Genomic DNA, 22200 nt, shown 5'->3' on the forward strand with positions numbered 1-22200 from the left:
ATGTCCTCACAGGTCGGTGAGCGCACCGCGGCGCTCACGGTCGAGCCACAGGTCGGCCTTGAGCCGTCGCAGCAGCGGGTCGTACAACTTCCGGAGGAGCTCTTCTGGGTTCTGCGCCGGTGCCTGCTGCGGCTGCGGCCCGGGTTGCGGCGGCTCGGGCTGGGCTTCGGCGCGCTGGACGGGTGCTTCGACGCGCTGGACGATCGGCGCTTCTGGCGTCTGTTGAACGGGTTCCGGGGTGCGGGCGACCAGAGGCAGCCTTCCGGCTTGGTGAAAGGTGGTGTGCGGGAGTGCAGGGGGCGTGAGGAGGGCCAGGGATCGCTGGGCGACCGCTTCCGGGCCTGGCGCGCTTCCTGTGGGGAAGGACATTGCCGAGCCGAAGTCGGAACGGGTTGCCGAACCGAGGCCGCTGGAACGCGCCAACAGACCACCGCTGAAGGGCGTCGTCGCGCCGCCGCCGGAAGGTCCCGGCAGGCCGCCGTTGGAGGGGGCTGAAAAGCCGCTGCCGGAAGGCGCCGTCGGTTGGGCGCCGGCACCCGACGCGAGGTTGCTCGGACCGGTCGCGGAGGCGTGGTCGGAGACCAGCTGGACGATCGGAGGGGAGGATCCGACGAGCCGTTGTGCAACGGGTTCGCCGAAACCGGCACTGGTGAGGGTGGTTCCGCCTGGCCGTTCGAAGGCTTCGGCGCCGGATGCGTGTGGCGTGGCGGTTCCGGGCCGCGCCACAACCGGAAGGTCTGGACCCGCACCGACCAACCGCTGTGCGGCGGACTCGCTGCGGCCGTCGCCAACCAGGCGCTGCACGGCGGACTCGTCCGAGCCTGAGCCGACCGTCCTCTGCACGGCAGGACCGTCACCGACCAGCCGCTGCACGACAGACTCACCGAAGCCGTTAGCTACCAGCCGTTGTACGGCGGGCTGGTCCGCACCGGAGCCGACCAGTCTCTGCACGTCGGGCCCCTCACCGACCGTGCTCTGCGCGGTGGACCCGCCGAGGCCGTGGCCGAGGAGCCCCTGCATGGCTGGACCGTCACCAACCAGCCGCTGCACGACGGGCCCGCTGGAGCCGTCACCAACCAGCCGTTGTGCGACAGGTCCACCGGAGCCGGCATCGACCAGCCGTTGTGCCGCGGGTTCGCCGAGGCCCGAACCAGTCGGGTCAGGAGACGGTGCGCCGAAGCCGGCAGCAGCCAGCCCGGACGGGGTGCCGAGGTCGGATCCGATCTGCTCACCAGGCACGGGAACGCCGCTGCCCACGGAGTCGGGCCGCGCCACGATCGGCAAACTGGGCGCGGCACCGACCAACCTCTGCGCCGTCGGAGAGGCGTCGGACTCCACCGCTCTCTGCACCGCAGGGCTGCTGGCCTCGATTGCCCGCTGCACCACCGGACCACCGTTCTCGATCGCCCGCTGCACCACCGGACCACCGGTCTCGATCGCCCGCTGCACCACCGGACCACCGTTCTTGGCCGCCCTCTGCATCGCCGGACCGCCGGTCTCGACCTCCCGCGGCACCACCGGACCCGCGGCCTCCACCGCGCGCTGAGCGACTGGACCGCCCGTTTCCCCCGCGCTCTGCAGTCCTGGACTGCCGGTGCCGCGTGGCCCGCGCACGACCGGCATAGCGGCCTGCCGCGCCACCTCCCCACCGAAGTCCACGGAACGCTGCACCGCATCAGCTCCGGCCTTCGAGGCACCGAGTCCACCGGACGCACCGACAGTGGACTCGCCAGCCTGTGGGCCTGAGCCGATCGCTGACCCGGCGAGGTCCGGCTCGGCGACGTCCAAGACCGTCACCGGCTCGGCGGAACCCGCTACCGGAGCCGACTCGTCGGCCGAGCTCGGACCGCTGGTCGCCGCGTCGGCTGAGCTCGGCGAGTTGCCGCCTCCGGCGGCGTCGGCTGAAGTCGGCTCGTTGAAGGCGGCCGGGGTCGGTTCGGCGGGTGCGGGGCCGGATTCGAGGCCGTGCCGCACCACCGGCATCCCCAGTCCCGGGGTCCGCGCAGCTGCGCTGTCCGCGAGCCGTTGAACCGCCGGCGAACCCGACCTCGCGGTCGAATCGGAACGGGCACCGGCCGTCAAGTCGGAGAACGGTCCCGCAGTCGTGCCAGGGTCCACAGCCCGCCGCGGCACAGACGTCGCGGAGGCACCGGGGTCGCTCGATCGCTGCAGCACCGGCGAAATCGGCTCGCCGAGGCCCAGCCTTCTCTGCCTCACGGGTGGGTCCGGAGAGACAGAAACCTCAGGCGCCGGAGCCTCGACGGCCTCCCCAACGGGAGCAGGCACGGGAGCGGCCTCCGGCTCAGCAGGCTCCACGAGCTCCACGGGATCAGCGACACTGCGCGACACCACGACAGAAGGCTCTACCGCCCGACGCGACACCACCGGACCGTCAGCGGAAGTGGAGGGCGCCTCCCACTCCGTCCGCCGGCCGTCAGACGGAACAGAAGTCGCCATGTCCGCGATCGAGCCGGAAGGCTCCAACGGCCCCACGGCATGCGCGAGCGGAGCGAGGAACGAAGGGTTCTGCCAGGCGGAGAGCTGGGACGAGAAGCCCGACACCGGATTCACCAGCGGATGCGGAGCGATCACCCGTTGGACAGGAGGCAACGTCCGCCAGTCAGCCCGCACAACGGGCAGAGGAACGGCAGCACGCCGTCGAAAGGGCCACACAGCAACGTCACCTCCCCGAACCAGAACCAAACCCAGGACCAAACCCAGAGCCAGAACCAGCCGAAACCCGAGTGTTGATGCGACCGATCTCCGACACGTACCGCAACCGCTCGGAGTGCTCCAAGTCCAAAATGGAGTCGAGCGACCAGTGGAAGTGGTAGGCGACGTACGCGACCTCCGAGTAGAGCCGGTCCGGCGCGTACGTCACGATTCCCCCAGGCGCCCACCCGCGATGTCGACCTCGAACCCGTGCCCGCAAGAGGGACACAACACACCGGACCGCGTGTGCCCCTCACTGTTGACCCGGCGATACATGTCCTGCAGGAACGCCAGATCAGAAGCGAACAGGTTCTCGATGATCCCCGCATGAACATCGGTGACATCACCAAGACGAACAACGACCCGCCCCAGCAACACCACCGTCAAGAACGCGGCGTTCTCGCGAACCCGGTCGTCCCGCAACGGAATCAGCTCATCGCGAGCAGTCGCCAACCGCATCACCCCGGACCGGTGCACGACACCAGAAGCGTCCACGTAACCGCGAGGAAGCTCGAAGGCGAACTCGGTCTGCATGACAGCAGCAGCAGAGCGTTTCACTCGACGTCCATTTCCTCATAGGTCACAACGAGCTTCTCGGTCAGCACCGAGGTGTCGCCGGCCTTCAAGGAGCCGATCTCCAACGACTTCGGCCACGCGTGCATGATCTTGTAGCGCTTGATGGGCTGGCCCTCGTAGTCGTAGACGACGACCACGCCGTTCTTGCGGGCGGCGCCCATCTTGCCGAACTGGGCGTCCTTCACCCACTTCTCGAAGGAGTTGTCGCCGGTCAGGCCTCGGGTGAACGTCACCTCGCCCGCCTTCTTGCGGCCGGGCAGCTTCTTCACGACGTACTTGCCGTCGGCCATGTTCTGCTTGAGCTCGATGACGTCCTGTTCCATCTTCAGGCCGGACACCTCGGAGATCTGCTTGATCGTGATGCCGTCGACCTCCAGGCCGAACGAGTGACCGACCGACGTGTCGAGATCGGGGAGTGCCATGTCGATGAACCGCCTTTACTCGTTGACCAGACTGGTGCCGCCCGAGATCTGGGCGAGCCGGAAGATGACGAACTCCGCGGGCTTCACCGGCGCCACGCCGACTTCGCACACGACCTGGCCGAGGTCGATGCCCTCCGCCGGGTTGGTCTCGCGGTCGCACTTGACGTAGAACGCCTCGTCCGGCGTGAGCCCGAACAACGCTCCCTTGCGCCACTCCATGACCAGGAACGCCGAAATGGTCCGGCGAATCCGCGCCCACAGAGCGTCGTCGTTCGGCTCGAACACGACCCACTGCGTACCGTCCATGATGGACTCTTCGAGGTAGTTGAAGAGCCGCCGCACGTTCAGGTAACGCCAGGCCGGATCTGACGACAACGTCCGCGCACCCCACACGCGAATCCCGCGACCGGTGAAGGCGCGGATGCAGTTCACGCCGATCGGGTTCAGCAGCTCCTGCTCGGCCTTGGTCAGCTGCGTCTGCAACGCCACGGCACCGCGCACGGTCTCGTTCGCCGGCGCCTTGTGCACGCCGCGCGAGGCGTCAGTCCGCGCCCACACACCGGCCATGTGGCCAGATGGCGGGACGAAGACGTTGTCGGACGAAGCGGGGTCGTAGACCTTGATCCACGGGTAGTACAAGGTCGCGTACTTCGAGTCGTAGCCCGCCTCGACCTGCTTCCAGTTCTTCACCTGGTCCGGTGAGAGGTCCGGCGGCGGGTCGAGGATCGCCATGCGGTCACCCATGAGCTCGCAGTGCGCGATCATCGCCGTCTGCACGGTCTTCACGGCCTCCAGCGTGATCAGCCCGCGCTGGTAGGAGCTCATCAGGTCGGGCACCGAGACCATCGTGATCTCGTCGATCGCTTCCAGGCCACCGAAACCGGTGCGGTCCGCGACGTCGCCCACGTAGTCGTCGGCCACCACCTTGCGCGGCACCGGCGGCGGCGTGGGAGCCTCGCGCAACGCCACGGAAGCCTTGTCCGGACGGGCGGACACGGCCCCGGAGACCTCCTCCAGCGTGATCACCTTGGAAGCGGCGTTCACGACGGTGACGGCGTTCTCCTTGCCGCGCTTGACCGAGACCTGGTGCGTCTCGACGACCTTGCCGTTGTCCTTGACCAGCAACGAGAAGCGGTCGTCCGGCTGGTTCTCCCCCGCCGGGTCGCCGACCTCGACGGACAACGAGCCCGCACCGAGCTCGCGGGCCGAGACCCGGTAGCCGCCCAGCTGTGCCTGCGCACCGGCGGGCAGAGCCTTCGTGGCCTTCTCACCACCGACGCGGACGACGTAGCAGTTGGTGCCACCGTTGAGGAAGTAGCCGTAGACGGCCAGCGGCAGGTAGCAGCCCTCGGCGAAGTCGCCGAACTTCTCGGTGTACTGCGCCCAGTTCGACACCAGCGTCGGAGTGTTGTACTCACCCTTGGCCGCGAACCCGACGAACGCGGCGACGGCGGTGCCCACGCCCTCGATCGGACGAGCACCTGCCTCCACCTCCTCGACGTACACGCCCGGCGAGAGATAGGTGGGCATCGACGGCCTCCCAAGTCGTACGGAACCCTGTGTCACACATGCTGCGATGACCTGGGAAAACCGAACACGACCGCGCGACGGTGCCGGAGGGAGCCGGTGACTGCCCGAAAGGGCAGCCACCCCTGAGGGGGATTTCCCACCCGTTCACCAAACCGCCAGCCAACGATCACCGCACGAGTCTCATTTGAGCCCTACCCTTCGCGACGGCCCACGTCCGCCCACCACTCCGAGGACAGGCATGTCACGTCGCAGGGCTCCGTTAGCCGTGCTCACCACGGTCGTCGTCACGGCGGCCACCCTCACCGCCTCCACGGCCGCGCAAGCAGCCACCACCACCTTCACCCCTGTCGCCGACACCTACGTCGACAACGCCGCCACCGGCACGAACTACGGCACGTCCGGCCAGCTCGGCATCGACAACTCGTCGGTCAAGCGGACGTTCCTCAAGTTCACCGTCTCCGGGATCAGCGGCACGGTCAGCAACGTCAAGCTGCGCGTCCACACCGACGACGTCGCCGGTGCGGAAAGCCCGAACGGCGGCACGTTCCGGTCCACGTCCAACGTCAGCTGGACGGAAACCGGTGTCACCTGGAACAACCAGCCCGCGATCGACGGCGCGACGCTCGGTTCGCTCGGGTCGGTCGTGCGCAACGCCTGGTACGAGGTCGACGTCACCAGCTACGTCACGGGCAACGGCACGTTCAGCATCGGCGTCACGTCGAGCAGCTCGGACGGCGCCGACTACGACTCGCGGGAGAGCGGTTCCAGCACCGCACCGCAGCTCGTGGTCACCAGCGGCACCACGCCACCGCCCGGCGATCCGGTGTTCGTCGGCGCCGGTGACATCGCGGACTCCGGTTCCGGTGACACCGCCACCGCCGCACTGCTGGACAACATCCAGGGCACGGTCTGGACGACGGGCGACAACGTCTATCCGGACGGGACCGCGAGCCAGTTCAACTCCTACTACGAGCCCACGTGGGGCCGGCACAAGGCGCGCACGCGGCCGTCGCCGGGCAACCACGACTACAACACCAGTGGCGCCACGGGGTACTACAACTACTTCGGGGCGCAGGCCGGACCGTCGGGACGGGGTTACTACTCCTACGACATCGGCAACTGGCACATCGTGTCGCTGAACTCCAACATCAGCATGTCCGCGGGCAGCGCGCAGGAGCAGTGGCTGCGGCAGGACCTGGCGGCCAGCACGAAGCCGTGCACCGCGGCGTACTGGCACCACCCGCTGTTCACCAGCGGTGCCAACCACGCGCCGTCGACGGCGACCAGGCCGTTGTTCCAGGCCCTGTACGACTACAACGCGGACGTGGTGCTGTTCGGCCACAACCACCAGTACGAGCGGTTCGCCCCGCAGAACCCCAGCGGCGGACTGGACACGGCACGTGGCATCCGGACGTTCGTCGCGGGCATGGGCGGCGCGGGCGCGTACGGCTTCGGCACGATCAAGCCGAACAGCGAGGCTCGCAACACCGGCACCCGCGGTGTGCTGAAGCTGACGCTGCACAGCAACAGCTTCGACTGGCAGTTCGTCCCCGAGGCGGGCAAGACCTACACCGACAGCGGCACCACCAACTGCCACTGACGGACTGCTGGAGGCCGATGATGTACCTGTCCACGATCGACAAACCCAAGTCAGCGAACTGGAAAGGGCTGAGCGGCAACGTCTTCGCGCTCGGCACGGTCAGTCTCATCACCGACGTCTCGTCGGAGATGGTGGCCGCGATCCTGCCGCTGTACCTGGTCATCGGCCTCCAGCTCAGCCCGGCCGCGTACGGGCTGATCGACGGCGTCTACACCGGCGCCACCACGTTGCTCAGACTGGCCGGCGGCTACCTCGCCGACCGCACGAACAAGCGCAAGGCCGTGGCGGGCTTCGGCTACGGGCTCTCCGCCGTGGCCAAGCTCGGCCTGCTCGCCGCGGGCAACTCCATGGCAGCGCTCGGCCTGGTGATCACCGCGGACCGCGCGGGCAAAGGCCTGCGCACCGCGCCACGCGACGCGTTGATCACGCTCTCCACCCCCAGCGGCGACCTGGGGCGCGCTTTCGGCGTGCACCGGGCCATGGACGGCATCGGCGCGTTCGCCGGTCCGCTCGTGGCCATGGCAGTGCTTGCGGCATCGGCACAGTCGTTCGACGCCGTGTTCGTCACCAGCTTCTGCATCGCGGCGTTCGGCGTGCTGGTCCTGGGCCTGTACGTGAAGGACCGCCCAGAACCGTTGCAGCGCAAGGAGCCCATCAAGCTCGCGCTCTTGAAGGACCCGGCCGTGCGCAAGATCGTGCTGGCCGCGTCGCTGCTGGGTCTGGTCACGATCGGCGACGGGTTCGTGTACCTGTTGCTGCAGAAGCGGGAGGGGCTGTCGTTCGGCTGGTTCCCGCTGCTCGCGGTCGGCACGAGCCTGGTCTACCTGCTGCTCGCCGCACCGCTGGGCGCACTCGCCGACCGCGTGGGCCGGCTCAAGGTCATGCTCGCGGGCTATGGCGCCCTGACCGTCGTCTACCTGCTGCTCCACGGCCCGATCGGCGGCTGGCCGCTGCTGGTCCTCGTGGTGCTGCTCTACGGCGTCTTCTACGCCTGCACGGACGGCGTGCTGATGGCGCTGGCGGGCCCGGTCCTGCCGGAACGCCTGCGCACCACCGGCATCGCGCTGATCCAAAGTGGACAGGCGCTCGCCTACCTGGGCTCGTCCGTGCTCTTCGGGCTCGCCTGGCAGTTCTGGAGCCCGGAGGCCGCGACCAGGATCGCCGCGGTCGCCGTGGTGCTCGCCCTCATCGCCACCGCCGCACTCCTGGGACGTCGCACCTCATGAAGAACCGCCTGCTGATCACCGTGCTCGCCGCCGTCCTCCTGGGCGGTGTCGCGATCGGCTACACCGTGCTGTCCGGCACCTCGCCACAAGAAGCCGCGCACTCCGTTCCCGTGGGCGACGGACCACGACTGACGGTTCTCAGCAACGGCAAGCTCTCCACGGTGTCCCGCAACGATCCGGCCGGGCCGCGCGAGGTCACCGAGCAGCGCTGCGACCGGGCCTACGAAGCCGCGGGCACGATCTCCTGCCTGCGCCCTGTCGGCGCTCTCAAGGCCGGTGAACTCGCCGTGCTGGACCACCAGCTCAAGGAACTGCGCACGATCCCGTTGACCGGCTTCCCGAACCGCACCCGCGTCTCCGCGAGCGGCCGGATGGTGGCCTGGACGTTGTTCGTCGACGGACACTCCTACGCCGCCAACGGGTTCTCCACCAGCACCGGCATCCTTGACACCAAGACGGGCACGCTGGTGCAGTCGCTGGAGGAGTTCTCGACCGAGGGCTCACTCCCAGTGGACGCGAACTTCTGGGGCGTCACGTTCACCAAGGACGACAACCGCTTCTACGCCACCATGTCCACGGGCCCGCACCGCTACCTGATCGAGGGCGACTTCGCGGCCCGCCGCTTCCGCCAGCTCACGGACAACGTCGAGTGCCCGTCGCTGTCCCCGGACGGCACCAGGATCGCCTACAAGGCCGCGGTGAACGGCGATCCGCAGCAGGGCTGGCGGGTCTCCGTGCTCGACCTCGCCACGCAGAAGATCACCCCGCTCGCCGAGACCCGCAGCGTCGACGACCAACCGGCCTGGCTGGACGACAAGACCGTCGCGTACGGGATCCAGCGCGACGACGGCCTCAACGACGTGTGGACCGTGCCGGCGGACGGCACCGGCACCGCGCAGGTCCTGGTTCCGGAGGCCAGCTCGCCCTCGCCGCAAGCCTGATCACTCCGCGGCTTCTTCCTCCTCTTCCGCGCGCTGCACAAACGTTTGCGCGGTCTCTTCCTCCTCCGGCGCCGCCTCACGCTGCACCGAAGCCTCACCGTGATCACCGTGGGAGCCGTGGTCCTCACACCGTTGAACAGCCGGAGCCGGCGCCGACATCACGCGGTCGGCGTTGGAAACGGCCTCGCGCTCGAACCGGTCCGACGGGTCGCTGACCTTCACCCCGCCACCGGTGTCGGTGCCGTCGACCGGACCGGACCGCTGCTGCACCACGTGCGTCAGCTCGTGCGCCAGCATGTGCTTGCCGGAGTCCGACGACGGGTCGTACTTGTCGCGCTGGAACACGATGTTCGACCCGACGGTGTAAGCCTGCGCGTTCACCGACTTCGCGGAGTCGTGCGCCGCCGAACCGGTGTGCACCCGCACGTCGGAGAAGTCGTGCCCGAAGCGGCCTTCCATGTCCTCGCGCACGTCGGCGGCCAGCGGCGAACCACCGCCCGACGAGACGACGTCGTGCACCGAGGAGCGCTCTTCCTCCACCACGGCGCCGACACCCGCGTTGCCCACCGCCCGTTGCAGGCCGAGCATGCCGGCGGGACCGAGCACGTCCGGACGACCGGCGACAGCCGCGCGGCCCATCAGGTCGGACTCCTCGTGCTGGATCCGATCACCCTTGGGGCGAACGGAAGTCTCCGATTCGAATTCGTGTCCGTGCATCTCTCCGCTCCCGCTGAAAGGCCTATCCGACCAACCGTTCGGTGGCCAGTTCGAAATAACGGCCGAACTCCCGCTCACCCACCAGCCGCCCGAGCTTGCGGTACTCCCGCGCGACGGCCCCGATCAGCTCGACCATGCCGACAACATGCCCCGCAGCAGCCGCCAGATACGCCGCCGTCACCGCCGCCGACCGGATGTGCCCGCCGGCCAGCTCGAACGACGCCGCCAGGAAGTCCAGATCCACATCGGACGATCGCGGCACCGCCCCGCCCAGGCAGCGGTCCCACAGCCCGCGCCGCAGCTCCGCGTCGGGCAGCGGGAAGTCGACGATCACGTCGATGCGCCGGGTGAACGCGTCGTCCAGGTTCGCCCGCAGGTTCGTCGCCAGCACCGCGATCCCGTCGAAGGACTCCATGCGCTGCAACAGGTACGCGCTCTCGATGTTCGCGTACCGGTCGTGCGCGTCACGGACCTCCGACCGCTTGCCGAAGATCGCGTCGGCCTCGTCGAACAGCAGCACGCCGTTCACCCCGGCCGCCTCGACGAAGATCCGCTCCAGGTTCTTCTCGGTCTCGCCGACGTACTTGTCCACCACCGTGGCGAGGTTGACCGTGTAGAGGTCGAGCCCGAGCGACGCCGCGATCACCTCGGCCGACATCGTCTTGCCGGTGCCCGAGTCGCCCGCGAACAACGCCGTCACACCACGTCCACGACCGCCGCCGGGCCGCATCCGCCACTCGTCGATCACCCGGTCCCGGTGCCGTGCACGGGCCGCCAGCTCCCGCAGCAACGACGTGATCGGCCCCGGCAGCACCAGATCCGGCCACGACACGGCCGGTTCGATCCGGCGCGCCAGCCGTTGCAGGCCACCCGCGTTCTGGCTGCGCGCCCCCGCCCGCAGGTGCGTGACGTCAACGAGCCCGTCATCGGCCAGCGCCGACACCGTGGCCGCGTTCGCCGCCCGGCTGATCTGCGTCGGCCCCAGCACGAAGTGCGCGGTCACCTCGGCCGGGTCGATCCCGTGCGCCAGCTTGCCGTCGAGCTCCGTGCGCCACAACGACACCCGCACGTCGAACGGCACCTGCACCGCCTCCTGCTGCAACGGCGGCACCCGCGTCCAGCGCGGCTCCCACGCCCCCGTCCCGTAGGCGATGACCGGAATCTCGTCGTGCAGCAACGGATCCAGCGTGAAGTCGGAGTCCACCGACCCGACGACGACCCCGGCCCCGCGCAGCAACGCCTCCCTGGTGACCGCCAACGCGTCCGTCATCCGCGCCGAATCCACCAGCAACGCCGGAAAGCCGGCCCCCGCGAGTGCCGCGACCGCCAGCTCCGTCGCTCCCCCACCGGGATGCTCGCGCAGGTAGACGAGCCGCACCCCGCGTTCGATGCCGCGGGCCAGCCGCTCCGCCCCCGGCATCGCCACCGGATCCCCCGGCAGAGTCACGAAATCGGCGAGCCGCGGATCCGGCCGGTCGTCACCGAGCAGGTGCGCGCCGACCCGGTCCGGCACCCGCAGCGACCGGCTCAGCAACGGCCGTTCCGCGTCCTCGACGACCACCAGCCCGCACCGGACCAGCGGACTGCCCTGGTCGAGCCGCGCCCGCCCGAGCGGCGAGGCCTCCGCGAGCCCGCACAACCGCAACGCCAGCCCCAACGTCGCCCGGCGCCGCGTCACGTCGTCGTTCAGGTACCCGTAAAACTGCTCGAACCTGCTGTCGACATCGGGTGCCAATGCGACGAGCAGCAACTCGACGTCCACTTCGGACAGTTGGGCAACCCGAGCCAGTCGCCCGAGCCGCCCTTCCGCCGTCGTCTCCGTGAACGGCGCGAACGGCTCCCTGCCCCCGTCCAGCAACGCCTCGATGACCTCGTCCGACAGGTAAAGCCCGCGAAACGGGTCATCCGGGTTCGGATCCGTCGCCCGCCGCGACGCCACGGCCATCCGGATCCGCCGCTCCAGCCCGGCCAGGCGCTCGAAGATCATTGCGCCACCCGGCGCATCGACACCCCGTCGCCGGACACGTCGTGCCGCACCCGATCGTCGCCGGTCTGCAGCCGCACGCCCTCGCGCGCCGGCGGCCCAGCGGTGATCTTGCGCCCGGACGACACCGGCGCCGACACCACGACGTCCAGCGACGGCTTCAGCTCACCGCCGAGCGCACTCCACACGTCCGCGAACGCCCGGTCCTCCGGCGGCGGCAACGCCACGGTCATCGGCACGGGCAGCGCGAGCTCTTCCAACGTGCCGCTGAGCAGCCCTGGCGGCACCGCGTCGTACCTGATGAACCCGCTCAGCAGATCCGACAGCAACCGGTGCTCGTCCTCCGGCCGCTGCGTCCACGCGGTGACCAGGTACGACAGCTTCATGTGCCGCGGCGGCAGATGACGAGCCGCCACCTGCCCCTGCGCGTCGTACTCGTTGAGCAACCCGCGCTGGCGGCGGCGCAGATCCTCGCGGATGTCGTAGAGGTAGATGTTGACCGTGGGCGCGTTGCGCCGCGCCGCCCAGTCCTTGGTCGGCGCCTCGAACGCGACGTCCAGGTCGGAACCGCGCAGCGCCTCGTCCCGCACCAGGCGGCGCAAAGCCTCGTCAACCTCGTGGATCACCCGTCCACGATCGCGCGCAGCGCCGTCGAGAACGACCAGCGCGCTGACGTCCCACCGGGCACGATCGGCTGCCCCAACGGGCAGCCAGACCGATCGCTTGCAGGATTGGGCAAGAGCGAGGCAGCATCGTTCTCCATTTTCCCTAGTCAGGCTGGTGTTATTGATTCATCACCGAAGACGAGAAGGAGAATCAGATGGGTGTCCAGCACGGCTTCCACGCCACCCTCACCGCACGGCCCGGCAAGGCAGACGAGGTCATCGAGTTCCTGCTCGACGCGCCGTCCCTGACCAACGACGACTGCGTGGTCTTCCTGGTCGGCCGCTCGACCACCGACCCCGACGTCGTCTACGTGACCGAGGGCTGGACGACTACGGAGGCCCACAGCACGTTCTTCGCGAGCGAGGAGGCCCAGAAGCTCGTCGCCAACCTGCAAACGCTGCTGGTCGGCGAGTCGAAGTACGTCGACGAGCTGCCCGTCGGCGGCAAGGCGGCGTTCTGATGAGCCGCCCCACCCTCGACCCCGAGCTCCGCGCACTCCTCGCGGACATGCCGCTGGGATCCGAGCTGACCCGCGAAATGCTGGCCCAGCTCAGGCAAATGCCCTCACAGCCGGTGAAGACCGAGGCCGAACGGCACGACGTGACCATCGGCGAGATCACCCTGACCGTCTTCCGCCCACCGGGCCTCACCGGCCCCGCGCCGTGCGTCTACTGGATCCACGGCGGCGGCATGGTGATGGGCGACCGCTTCTCCCAGATCGACATCCCGCTGCAGTGGCTGGAAGAGCTCGGCGTCGTCGTGGTCACCGTCGAACACCGGCTCGCTCCGGAGGCAACCGGCACGACCCTCGTCGACGACTGCTACGAAGGGTTGTTGTGGACGGTCGAGAACATCGACACCACCAAGCTCGTCGTGGCCGGCATCAGCGCCGGCGGCGGACTGGCCGCCGGAGTCACGCTGATGGCCCGCGACCGCAACGGCCCCGAGATCGCCGCGCAGGTGCTGATCTGCCCGATGCTGGACCACCGCAACAACACCACGTCCAGCAAGCAGTACTCCGGCGAACCCGGCGTGTGGACGCGCGAGATGAACGAGTTCGCCTGGCGTTCGGTACTCGGCGATCTCACGGACGTGCCCGGCCACGTGTCACCGGCGCTGGCCGACGACCTGTCCGGGCTGCCGCCGACCTACATCGACACCGGCACGGCGGAAGTGTTCCGGGACGAGGACGTCGACTACGCCACCCGGATCTGGGCGGCAGGTGGCAACGCCGAGCTGCACACGTGGGCAGGCGGGTTCCACGGCTTCGACGCGATCTTCCCCGACGCCGGGCTTTCCGTCGCGGCACGACGCACGCGCACCGACTGGCTCGCGCGAACGCTAGACGGGTAGAGGCCGCATCCGGTCCGGCATGTGGGCGCGCAACGTGTCGTGCAACAACGTCACCTCGTCCGCGTCCAGCATCACCGACCCGGTGGCGCAAGCCAGCACGGCCTCGCCGGTGCGTTGGTCAGGTACGTACCGCAGAGTCACATCCTGCTGGGCCGCATCCCGGACCGTGCACGACTCCGCCTGACGAATCGCGGTCAGCAGCTCCGACACCCGTTCGTACCCCAGCCGCGCGCTCCAGCGCAGCGCGGCCGGGGGACGAACGAACAACCGGAGGCCTCCTGCAGCACGGCGAACTTCGACGCACGTCAACACCGCGGCAACCTCCTAGCAACTTCTCACCAGCGAGAGTAGCCAGAAAGTCGCCGAGTCAGAGCCAGGTGTCACCCGTTCGGTTCACTGTTGACGTTCTCGCCGCCCACGAGGACGGCGATTCCCTCCACGCTGCGCGCAGAGCACGCAGCGTCTGGGCGGATTACCGCTTCCCCGCGCGGTGCCAGCACAAGTGCTGGTCTTACGTGCGCTCCACGGTCGTTTCGGCTCTCGGCGCGTCCCGCCGCGAGGATGTTGACAGCCGCGTTGACGTCCCGGTCGTGGTGGCTGCCGCAAAAGCAGGTCCACGATCGCACGCTCAGCGGCAGTTTGTCTTTGACGCGCCCGCAATGCGAGCAGGTCCGCGTGGACGGGAAGAACCGGTCCACCTTCAAGAAGGTCCGCCCGTGCCGAATGGCCTTGTACTCCAGCATCGCGGTAAAGCTGGACCAGCCAGCGTCGTGCACGGACTTGGCGAGCCTCGTGCGACCAAGACCGGTCACGCACAGGTCCTCGACGTACACCGCTTGGTTGTCGCGGATGATCGCCGTAGACAGCTTGTGCTGCCAGTCTCGCCGGGTGTCGGCCACCTTCGTGTGCGCGCGTGCCACCTCAAGGACGGCATTCTTGCGATTGTTGGAGCCCTTCTTTTTACGACTCACAGACTTCTGCAACTTACGTAGTCTGCGCGCCGCCTGGCGCAGAAACTTCGGCGCGGTGACCTTCGTGCCATCCGACAGCACCGCGAAATGCGCCAAGCCCAGGTCGATGCCCACCTCAGACTCGGCCAGCGGCAACGCCTCATCCTTGGTGCTCACTACAAACGACGCGAAATACCGGCCCGCCGCATCCTTGACGATCGTCACCGAGGACGGTGCGGCGGGCAGCTGGCGCAACCAGCGAACCGGGACGTCACCGATCTTCGGCAGCCGCAACCGTCCGTTGCCGAGCACCGCGAACCGGGCGTTGCGGGTGAATCGGATGGCCTACCGGTTGTCCTTGCGGGAACGGAAGCGCGGCAGCCCGACCTTGCGGCCCTTGCGTCTGCCCGCGGCCGAAGCGAAGAAGTAGCGGTACGCGGTGTTCAGGTCCGCCAACGCCTGCTGCAACACCACCGCCGACACCTCTCCCAGCCAGGCCCGCTCGGGCGTGGCCTTGGCCAAGGTGATGACCTGCTTGGACAGCTCGCCGTCCGAGGGATATGCGGCACCTTCCTGGTGTGCCTCCCGCGCGCACCCGAACGCCCGTGCCAGCGCGTCCCGCTGACCGGGCGTCGGGCAGACGCGAAAGTTGTACCGAAGCTGCACAATCCAATCGAATTCGGTTGGTCTCAGAGCTGATCTCTCAGGTGTCCACACCGGACACCACGCTCATCGACCTCTACTGGTAACAGGGCTTCTCGAACTTGAAGTCCTTTGCGGTCGAGCCGGTGAAGAAGTCCTCTACCAGCGTCACTCCGGTCGGAGCCGCGTCGTCCGGGCGGTAGATGAGTGACTGACGGAACAGGGCATCCTGCGCAGAAGCGGAGAAATTACCTGCACCCGAAGGGAGCATGCCCTCGTAGTCCACAGAGGTGAGCTGACGCACGGCGGCCAGCACACCGGCGCGCGTCAGGTCCTTGTTCGCCGCCGCCTTGTCCAGCGCCGCCTTCAACGGGTACGCCCACACCCAGCCCGCGGTGTAGCCGTCGTTCGGCGTCACGCCCGGAAGTGCCGCGCGCATCGCGGTGTGGCCGACGGACTCGGTCGCCCACGCCTTCCACGGCGCCGACTGCATGTACAGGGCCTTGATCGCGGGCGCGGCCGGCGACTTCAGCAGACCGGGGTTCCACGTCGGCGAGGTGCCGATGAACTTGCCCTTGTACCCGCGGGCGGCGGCCTGTCCGATGATCACGGCAGCGTCGGTCGGACCGGTCGTGAGCACCACCAGGTCGGGCTTCTTCGTCACGACGGCGTCGATCGCGCCGCCCTGGTTGTCCTGGCCGGACTGCGTGGTCACGTTGTCGAACGTCAGACCGCGCTTCTCCGCGGCGATGCGAGCGCCCGCCGCCGCGTCGTCGCCGTAGTCACCGGCGAGGTGCACGGCCATCACGGACTTCACGCCGAGCTTCTCGACCGCGTAGTCGACGGTGTTCATCGACTCGACGCAGTAGTTCGTGCCGGACTCCAGCACGACCTCCTCGTGGCCCCACAACGAGGTCCACGACGCGGGCACCGACACCATCTGGGTGCTCTCCAGGTCCGGCAGGATCGCGGCGGTCGTGGGAGAGCCCAGGGTCTGCGTCAGCGCCAGGATCTTGCCCTTGATCTCCTGGTAGACCTGGTTGTGGATCTGCGGGTTGTACTTGTTGTCCTTGACGTACGTGGTCACGTCGATCTCGTAGCCGCCGATGCCGCCGCGGTCGTTCACGCGCTTCCAGAACGCCTTCTGCGCGTCCGTGATCGGCACGGCCAGCGTCTTGAACGGGCCTTCGGTGAGGTCCGAGATGGTGCCCAGGTAGATGCAGCCCTTGGCCTTGTCGGTGGCCTGCGGACAGGCCTCCTTGGTGACACCGAAGTCGACCTTGGTGCCACCCGCGTCCTGCTGCGGTGCGGCGCCGTCCCCGCCTCGACACGAGGCAAGCGCCAGCATGCCTATGAAAACGAGAGCCAATCTCTTGCCAGACATGGGGATTCTCCTCAGTACGAGAACGGCCAGGTGCGCCAGTAGTTGCGGACACGCACCCAGATGCCGAACAACCCGCGTGGCTCGACGATCAGGAACACGATGATGAGCACGCCGTAGAGCACGGCCTCCAGCTGGAAGACCGTGAACGTCCCGGTCGCGTCACCACTGATGAACGGCAGCACCGCGGGCAGTTCCCTGGTGATGCGTGGCAGCAGCGTGATGAAGAGCGCGCCCATGATCGCGCCGGAGATGGTGCCCGCGCCGCCGATGAGCACCATCGCGATGTACTGCACTGACAACAACAGGTTGAACGAGCCCGGGTCGAAGAACCCGTTCACCACGAACAACAACGCGCCCGCGACACCCGCGTAGAACGAGGACACCGCGAACGCCAGCACCTTGTACCGGGTCAGGTCCACGCCGATGACCGACGCGGCCAGGTCCCGGTCCCGCACCGCCGCGAACGCCCGCCCTACCCGCGAGCGCACCAGGTTTCTCGCCAGCACAGCGAAAATCACCAGCAGCACGAACATCAGGAGATACAGCTGTTGTGCTGCTGTGAACATCGCGTTGTCCCGGTCCAGCCGCACCCCGAAGAGCTCCGGCACGGCAGCGGGCCGGCCGACGCCCGGCCCACCGGTCAGCGACGTCCACTCCCGGAACACGTGCTCTCCCAGGAAGACCAGTCCCAGCGTCACGATCGCGAGGTAGAGCCCCCGCAACCGCACCGCCACCGGCGCGACCAGCACGCCGAACAACGCGGCCACCAGACCTGAGGCCAGCAACCAGATCGGCAACGACGTGATGCCGAACCCGATCACCCGCCCGGTCTCCGAGCCGCTCAAAGCCGCGCCGGTGTACGCACCGATCGCGAGGAAGAACGCGTGCCCCAGCGAGACCTGGCCCGCGTAGCCCGTGACGATGTTCAGCCCGATCGCGCCGATCGCGGCCACGAACCCGGTCGCGAGCAGCTGCAGCAGGTCGTCCGTGATGAGAAACGGGACCACCAGAGCGAACACGACCAGGCCGCCGGACCACGCGCGTTTGGGACGCGTGTTCAGGAACGCCATGTCCTGTCCATAAGAGGTGTACAGCTCAGGACGACCCTTCACAGCCGTTCCACCTCCCTCTTGCCGAACAACCCGTACGGTCTGACCAGCAACACCAGCAGCATCAACGCGTACGGCGCGACCAGCCCGAAGTTCGGCCCGAGCCAAGGCGCGAAATCACCCTGGTACGTACCGAAAAGCGATTCGACGACGCCGACCGCGAGCCCGCCGACAACGGCGCCGCCCAACGATTCGAGTCCGCCGAGGATGATCGCGGGCAACGCCTTCAACGCCACGATCCACAGCTGCTGGTCGACACCCGCACCGGTCGCCACGAACACGCCGGCCAACGCCGCGAGCCCGCCGGCCAACGCCCACGACAGCGCGAACACCGACCCGACCGAGATGCCTTGCGCCAGCGCGACTTCCTGGTCGTAGGCGACGGCCCGCATCGCGAGCCCGATCCGTGAGTACCGGAAGAAGGCGAACAACGCGATCGTCACAACGGCGGTGGTCCCGATCATCACCAGGTACCGCTGCTGCACCTCGGCGCCCAAGAACGAAACCGTTGTCAGGCCCCAGGGATCGCCGACCTGTCGCACGTCCAGGCCGATGAACGCGTTCGTCACCACCCTGACCACGACGTCGACGCCGATCGTGATGATCGCGACGACGAACACCGGTTTGCCGACCATCGGCCGCAACACCGTGCGCTCCACACCCAACGCCAGCACCGCGATCAGCACGGCGGCCACGACCACGGCGCCGAAGAACGAGACCTCGGGCGCCAGGTACGAGACCAGCACCGCACCAGCCAGCATGAACGCGGGCTGCGCGAAGCTGATCACCTGCGTCGACTTGTAGATGATCACGAAGCCGAGCGCGAGCAACGAGTAAATCGATCCGTTGCCGAGGCCACGGATCAACGACTGGAGAAACTCATCCATACATGCTCTCCACGAGGTCGTCGAACATCTTGCCCAGCGCGGATCTCTTCACCTTCTGCGTCGCGGTCAGCTCGCCGTCCTCGTGGTCGAGCTCCTTGGGGAACATGCGGAACTTCTTGATCTGCTCGACGTTCGCGAACTTGCTGTTCACGTCCGTCACGATCTTCTGCACCAGCTCCAGGACCTCCGGCTTCTCCGACAGGTCCCGGTAGGTGGTGTAGGGGATCTTGCGCTGCTGCGCCCAGTGCCCGACCGTGTCGAGCTCGATGCCGATCAATGCCACCAGGTACGCCCGCTGGTCGCCGATCACCACGGCTTCCTTGATGTACGGGGAGGTCTTCAGGGCGTTCTCGATCTCGGACGGCGCGATGTTCTTGCCGCCCGCGGTGATGATGATGTCCTTCATCCGGTCGGTGATCTTCACGTGCGTGCCGTCGACCCACTCGCCGACGTCGCCGGTGTGCAACCACCCGTCGGTCACCACGCGCTGAGTGGCCTCGGGATCGCGCCAGTAGCCCGCGAACGTGCCGGCGTGCTTGGTGAGGATCTCGCCGGTCTCCTCGTCGATCCGCAGCTCCATGTCGCTCTGCGGTTCACCGACCGTGCCGACCTTGACCCGCCCAGGCCGGTTTCCCGTTGCCACGGCGGTGTTCTCGGTCATGCCGTAGACCTCGTGCATCGGCACCCCGATGCCCATGAAGAACTTCAGCACGTCCGGCGCGATCGGCGCCGCACCCGACGCGGCGTAGCGCACGTACCGCATGCCGATCCGGGCCTTCAGCGCGCGGAAGCAGAACAGCCAGCCCACGGCGTAGAGCAACCGGCTCGACGCGGTGTGCGTGCCACCGGTCCGCACGAGCGTCTCGCCGATCTTCTCCGCTCTCCGGAGCCAGAACCGGGTGACCGAGCGCTTGAGCCAGTCCGCGCTGGAGACGCCGATCGTGACGCCGGCCAGCACCTTCTCCCAGATGCGCGGTACGCCGAACAGGATCGTCGGCTGCACCTCGCGCAGGTTCGCCTGCACGGTCTCGATCGACTCGGCGAAGTGCACCTGCACCCCGGAAGCGGCGCTGAACCACGTGGTGAAGATGCGTTCGGCGACGTGGCACAGCGGCAGGTACGACAGCGTGACATCGGAGGAGGACGGCGGTGGCGAAGTGAAACCGCCGCCCTCCACCAGCACGTGGATGGCGAACTCGACGTTCGCCACGGTGAGCATCGCGCCCTTCGGCGGGCCCGTGGTGCCGGAGGTGTAGATCAACGTCATGACGTCGTCCGGCTCGATCTGCGCCATCCGCGCGGCGAGCTCGTCGCCGTGCTCGTCCCGGTAGACCGCTCCAAGTGCGAGGAAGTCGTCCCACCACAACAACTTCGGGTTGTCGTAGCGTCCTTTGATGCCGCGTGGCTCCAGGTAGACGATCCATTCCAGGTCGGGCGTGTCCTCCAGGACCAGCAACGCCTTGTCGACCTGTTCCTGGTCCTCTGCGATGAGGATCCGCGCGCCCGAGTGCGACAGCAGGTAGGCGACCTCGGAAGCCGGGTTCGTCGGATAGAGCCCGACGGTGATGCCACGCGCCGCGACCGTGCCGAGGTCCGCGTAGAGCCACTCGCGGCGGTTCTCGGAGTGGATCGCGACCCGGTCACCGGGCTGCAGCCCGAGGGCCAGCAGCGCGTCGCCGACCAGTTCGACGTTCGCCCAGTACCGCGCCCACGACACCTCCTGCCAGATGCCGAAGTCCTTGGCGCGCAACGCGATCTGGTTGGGAGTGTTGGCCGCGCGGTTCTTCACGCGGCTGACGACGGTGGTGGTCATGTCGTCACGCTCCTGTGCTGTTCGCCGAGGTAAGCGCGGATGACGTCCGGATCGGCCTGCACCTCGGCGGGCGTGCCGGTGCGGATCGGGCGGCCGAAGTCCATGACCATCACGCGGTCGGCGAGGTCCATGACGAGGCCCATGTCGTGCTCCACCATGATCATCGGAACGTTCAGCTCCTCGCGGACGTCGAGGATGAACCGGGCCATGTCCTCGGTCTCCTCGACGTTCATGCCCGCGACCGGCTCGTCGAGGAGCAACAACTTCGGCTCCATCGCGAGCGCCCGGCCCAGCTCGACGCGCTTCTGCACGCCGTAGGGCAGCAGGCCGACCGGGTACCGGCGCCACTGCTCCAGCTCCAGGAAGTCGATCACGTCCTCGACCGCCGAGCGGTTCTTCAGCTCCTCGTTGCGCGCTTTCCCCAGCCACAAGAACGCCGACAACGCGCCGTAGCGCATGTGGTTGTGGCGGCCGAGCATGAGGTTGTCGACCACGGTGAGGTGCGAGAACAGCTCGATGTTCTGGAACGTGCGAGACATCCCGCGAGCAGCGATCCGGTGCGGCCGCATGCCGATCAGGTCCTCGCCGTTGAACCGCACGGTGCCCTGCTGCGGCCGGTAGACGCCGCTCAGGACGTTGAAGATGGAGGTCTTCCCGGCGCCGTTGGGGCCGATGATCGCGAAGAGCTCGCCCTCCCCGACCTCGAACGACACCCCGTCGACGGCCACGACGCCCTCGAACGCGAGCCGGATGTTCTCGACGCTCAGGACAGCCATCGCTTCCTCCGCTTGTAGTGCTTGACCGCGCGGAACGAGGACGTGCCGAGGCCGAGGTAGAACTCGCGGATGTCGTCGTCGGCCAGCAGCGCCTCGGCCGGCTTGTCCATGACGACCTTGCCGGTCTCCAGCACGTAGCCGTGGTCGGCGATGGAGAGCGCCATGCTGGCGTTCTGCTCGACCAGCAGGACCGTGGTGCCCTGCTCGTTGATCTTCACGACGAGGTCGCGGATCTGCTGCACGAGCAACGGCGCGAGGCCGAGGCTCGGCTCGTCGAGCAGCAGGTATTCGGGTTCGGACATCAACGCCCGGCCGATCGACAGCATCTGCTGCTCGCCGCCGGACAGATAACCCGCGCTCTGTCTTCGCCGCTCTTCGAGTCGCGGGAAGAGCTCGTAGCAGCGCTCCAGGTTCTGCTTGAGGCGCTTGGGCCGGGCGTGGCCACCGACCTTGAGGTTCTCCTCGACGGTGAGCTCGGCGAGGATTCTGCGGCCCTCCAGGGCCTGTTTGATGCCTCTGTCGGCGATTTTCGCTGGTGAAAGACGGTGAATCGGTTCACCGTCGAGCGTGATCGAGCCCTTGGTGACCTTGCCGTCGTGCACGTCGAGGAGCCCGCTGAACGCCCTCATCAGGGTCGTTTTCCCAGCTCCGTTGGCTCCTAGCAGTGCGACGATCTTCCCCTGGGGCACCCGGAGGCTCACGCCGCGGAGCACCAGCATGACGTCGTCGTAGACAACCTCAAGGTTGTTCGCCTCGAGCACCGGCGCCTCCTCAGGGCCAGGAATGCCGATCATTATGACCTGGATCACGTCCGTTATGACTACCGTGCGCGATTTCGTGATGCGCAGGTCGCGATTGGTCCAGCACTCTCCGTGTCCGTCCAGAGTGGACCGAACACGATGTGTAACGAGC

At 67.9% G+C, this 22200-nt stretch carries 21 protein-coding genes and 1 pseudogene; 5 read left to right on the top strand and 17 right to left on the bottom strand.

The genetic code is table 11. The features are described 5' to 3' along the window. Nucleotides 1–6: 6 nt before the first annotated feature. From LFM09_RS02535 to LFM09_RS02555, 5 genes and pseudogenes are all read right to left on the bottom strand, one after another. Nucleotides 7–2592, bottom strand: a complete 2586-nt coding sequence (locus LFM09_RS02535) for a hypothetical protein (protein WP_414094568.1) — start codon at nt 2590–2592, stop codon at nt 7–9. Nucleotides 2593–2728: 136 nt separating this feature from the next. Continuing rightward, nucleotides 2729–2881: pseudogene (locus LFM09_RS02540) on the bottom strand (DUF6760 family protein); the annotation flags it as partial. Continuing rightward, a complete protein-coding gene (locus tag LFM09_RS02545) occupies nt 2878–3246 on the bottom strand; it encodes a hypothetical protein (protein ID WP_414094675.1) in 369 nt (122 codons plus the stop codon). The pseudogene LFM09_RS02540 and the gene LFM09_RS02545, both read right to left, overlap by 4 nt. A 20-nt stretch (nt 3247–3266) precedes the next feature. Beyond that, on the bottom strand, nt 3267–3710 hold the full coding sequence (locus LFM09_RS02550) for a phage tail protein (RefSeq protein WP_414094569.1): 444 nt from the start codon (nt 3708–3710) through the stop codon (nt 3267–3269). 15 nt (nt 3711–3725) lie between these two features. Continuing rightward, complete coding sequence (locus LFM09_RS02555; protein WP_414094570.1) at nt 3726–5240, bottom strand: phage tail sheath family protein; 1515 nt, start codon at nt 5238–5240, stop codon at nt 3726–3728. Between the two features lie 238 nt (nt 5241–5478). Between LFM09_RS02555 and LFM09_RS02560 the strand changes: the two genes are divergently transcribed. From LFM09_RS02560 to LFM09_RS02570, 3 genes are read left to right on the top strand one after another with little or no spacing between them, the layout of a single operon-like run. Next, nucleotides 5479–6840, top strand: a complete 1362-nt coding sequence (locus LFM09_RS02560; protein WP_414094571.1) for a DNRLRE domain-containing protein — start codon at nt 5479–5481, stop codon at nt 6838–6840. 20 nt (nt 6841–6860) lie between these two features. Beyond that, a complete protein-coding gene (locus LFM09_RS02565) occupies nt 6861–8066 on the top strand; it encodes an MFS transporter (RefSeq protein WP_414094676.1) in 1206 nt (401 codons plus the stop codon). Further along, nucleotides 8063–9007, top strand: a complete 945-nt coding sequence (locus LFM09_RS02570; RefSeq protein WP_414094572.1) for a TolB family protein — start codon at nt 8063–8065, stop codon at nt 9005–9007. The genes LFM09_RS02565 and LFM09_RS02570 overlap by 4 nt, the downstream gene beginning before the upstream one ends. On the opposite strand, the gene LFM09_RS02575 is transcribed toward LFM09_RS02570, so the two are convergent. From LFM09_RS02575 to LFM09_RS02585, 3 genes are read right to left on the bottom strand one after another with little or no spacing between them, the layout of a single operon-like run. Continuing rightward, entirely contained in the window at nt 9008–9724 is a 717-nt protein-coding gene (locus tag LFM09_RS02575; RefSeq protein WP_414094573.1) for a DUF4157 domain-containing protein, read from the bottom strand. It abuts the gene before it with no gap. Nucleotides 9725–9746: 22 nt separating this feature from the next. Further along, nucleotides 9747–11711 (bottom strand): ATP-binding protein, encoded by a 1965-nt coding sequence (locus tag LFM09_RS02580; protein WP_414094574.1) that lies wholly within the window; start codon nt 11709–11711, stop codon nt 9747–9749. Further along, a complete protein-coding gene (locus LFM09_RS02585; RefSeq protein ID WP_414094575.1) occupies nt 11708–12334 on the bottom strand; it encodes a DUF4255 domain-containing protein in 627 nt (208 codons plus the stop codon). The genes LFM09_RS02580 and LFM09_RS02585 overlap by 4 nt, the downstream gene beginning before the upstream one ends. Before the next feature lie 194 nt (nt 12335–12528). Here LFM09_RS02585 and LFM09_RS02590 point away from each other — a divergent pair, with 194 nt between their 5' ends. Both LFM09_RS02590 and LFM09_RS02595 read left to right on the top strand, forming a co-directional pair. After that, a complete protein-coding gene (locus tag LFM09_RS02590) occupies nt 12529–12834 on the top strand; it encodes a putative quinol monooxygenase (protein ID WP_414094576.1) in 306 nt (101 codons plus the stop codon). Continuing rightward, nucleotides 12834–13727 (top strand): alpha/beta hydrolase, encoded by an 894-nt coding sequence (locus tag LFM09_RS02595; RefSeq protein ID WP_414094577.1) that lies wholly within the window; start codon nt 12834–12836, stop codon nt 13725–13727. The genes LFM09_RS02590 and LFM09_RS02595 overlap by 1 nt, the downstream gene beginning before the upstream one ends. On the opposite strand, the gene LFM09_RS02600 is transcribed toward LFM09_RS02595, so the two are convergent. The 9 genes from LFM09_RS02600 to LFM09_RS02640 form a co-directional block, all read right to left on the bottom strand. Beyond that, on the bottom strand, nt 13716–13994 hold the full coding sequence (locus tag LFM09_RS02600) for a hypothetical protein (protein WP_414094578.1): 279 nt from the start codon (nt 13992–13994) through the stop codon (nt 13716–13718). The two genes, LFM09_RS02595 and LFM09_RS02600, sit on opposite strands and share 12 nt — an antisense overlap. A 113-nt stretch (nt 13995–14107) precedes the next feature. After that, nucleotides 14108–14989: an RNA-guided endonuclease InsQ/TnpB family protein gene (locus tag LFM09_RS02605; RefSeq protein ID WP_414094579.1), complete on the bottom strand. Its 882-nt coding sequence runs from the start codon at nt 14987–14989 to the stop codon at nt 14108–14110. Nucleotides 14990–15022: 33 nt separating this feature from the next. Then, on the bottom strand, nt 15023–15343 hold the full coding sequence (locus LFM09_RS02610) for a helix-turn-helix domain-containing protein (RefSeq protein WP_414094580.1): 321 nt from the start codon (nt 15341–15343) through the stop codon (nt 15023–15025). 73 nt (nt 15344–15416) lie between these two features. Beyond that, entirely contained in the window at nt 15417–16703 is a 1287-nt protein-coding gene (locus LFM09_RS02615) for an ABC transporter substrate-binding protein (RefSeq protein WP_414094581.1), read from the bottom strand. 11 nt (nt 16704–16714) lie between these two features. Continuing rightward, the gene (locus LFM09_RS02620) at nt 16715–17815 is read right to left on the bottom strand and encodes a branched-chain amino acid ABC transporter permease (protein WP_414094582.1); all 1101 of its coding nucleotides are present in this window, start codon (nt 17813–17815) and stop codon (nt 16715–16717) included. Then, nucleotides 17812–18699, bottom strand: a complete 888-nt coding sequence (locus tag LFM09_RS02625) for a branched-chain amino acid ABC transporter permease (RefSeq protein ID WP_414094583.1) — start codon at nt 18697–18699, stop codon at nt 17812–17814. Before LFM09_RS02625 ends, LFM09_RS02620 begins: the two co-directional genes overlap by 4 nt. Further along, complete coding sequence (locus LFM09_RS02630) at nt 18692–20512, bottom strand: AMP-dependent synthetase/ligase (RefSeq protein ID WP_414094584.1); 1821 nt, start codon at nt 20510–20512, stop codon at nt 18692–18694. Before LFM09_RS02630 ends, LFM09_RS02625 begins: the two co-directional genes overlap by 8 nt. Continuing rightward, nucleotides 20509–21288 (bottom strand): ABC transporter ATP-binding protein, encoded by a 780-nt coding sequence (locus tag LFM09_RS02635; RefSeq protein ID WP_414094585.1) that lies wholly within the window; start codon nt 21286–21288, stop codon nt 20509–20511. The genes LFM09_RS02630 and LFM09_RS02635 overlap by 4 nt, the downstream gene beginning before the upstream one ends. Further along, on the bottom strand, nt 21276–22097 hold the full coding sequence (locus LFM09_RS02640) for an ABC transporter ATP-binding protein (protein ID WP_414094586.1): 822 nt from the start codon (nt 22095–22097) through the stop codon (nt 21276–21278). The genes LFM09_RS02635 and LFM09_RS02640 overlap by 13 nt, the downstream gene beginning before the upstream one ends. Between the last annotated feature and the right edge of the window lie 103 nt (nt 22098–22200).

It is taken from the genome of Lentzea alba (assembly GCF_047445655.1).
GTDB lineage: Bacteria > Actinomycetota > Actinomycetes > Mycobacteriales > Pseudonocardiaceae > Lentzea > Lentzea alba_A.

Bases quoted from the DNA above. Each gene is read 5' to 3' on its own strand.
- LFM09_RS02580 (WP_414094574.1), bottom strand. From the start codon at position 11,711: ATGATCTTCGAGCGCCTGGCCGGGCTGGAGCGGCGGATCCGGATGGCC.
- LFM09_RS02555 (WP_414094570.1), bottom strand. From the start codon at position 5,240: ATGCCCACCTATCTCTCGCCGGGCGTGTACGTCGAGGAGGTGGAGGCA.
- LFM09_RS02635 (WP_414094585.1), bottom strand. From the start codon at position 21,288: ATGGCTGTCCTGAGCGTCGAGAACATCCGGCTCGCGTTCGAGGGCGTC.
- LFM09_RS02560 (WP_414094571.1), top strand. From the start codon at position 5,479: ATGTCACGTCGCAGGGCTCCGTTAGCCGTGCTCACCACGGTCGTCGTC.
- LFM09_RS02575 (WP_414094573.1), bottom strand. From the start codon at position 9,724: ATGCACGGACACGAATTCGAATCGGAGACTTCCGTTCGCCCCAAGGGT.
- LFM09_RS02565 (WP_414094676.1), top strand. From the start codon at position 6,861: ATGTACCTGTCCACGATCGACAAACCCAAGTCAGCGAACTGGAAAGGG.
- LFM09_RS02545 (WP_414094675.1), bottom strand. From the start codon at position 3,246: ATGCAGACCGAGTTCGCCTTCGAGCTTCCTCGCGGTTACGTGGACGCT.
- LFM09_RS02590 (WP_414094576.1), top strand. From the start codon at position 12,529: ATGGGTGTCCAGCACGGCTTCCACGCCACCCTCACCGCACGGCCCGGC.
- LFM09_RS02595 (WP_414094577.1), top strand. From the start codon at position 12,834: ATGAGCCGCCCCACCCTCGACCCCGAGCTCCGCGCACTCCTCGCGGAC.
- LFM09_RS02625 (WP_414094583.1), bottom strand. From the start codon at position 18,699: ATGGATGAGTTTCTCCAGTCGTTGATCCGTGGCCTCGGCAACGGATCG.
- LFM09_RS02630 (WP_414094584.1), bottom strand. From the start codon at position 20,512: ATGACCACCACCGTCGTCAGCCGCGTGAAGAACCGCGCGGCCAACACT.
- LFM09_RS02615 (WP_414094581.1), bottom strand. From the start codon at position 16,703: ATGTCTGGCAAGAGATTGGCTCTCGTTTTCATAGGCATGCTGGCGCTT.
- LFM09_RS02550 (WP_414094569.1), bottom strand. From the start codon at position 3,710: ATGGCACTCCCCGATCTCGACACGTCGGTCGGTCACTCGTTCGGCCTG.
- LFM09_RS02570 (WP_414094572.1), top strand. From the start codon at position 8,063: ATGAAGAACCGCCTGCTGATCACCGTGCTCGCCGCCGTCCTCCTGGGC.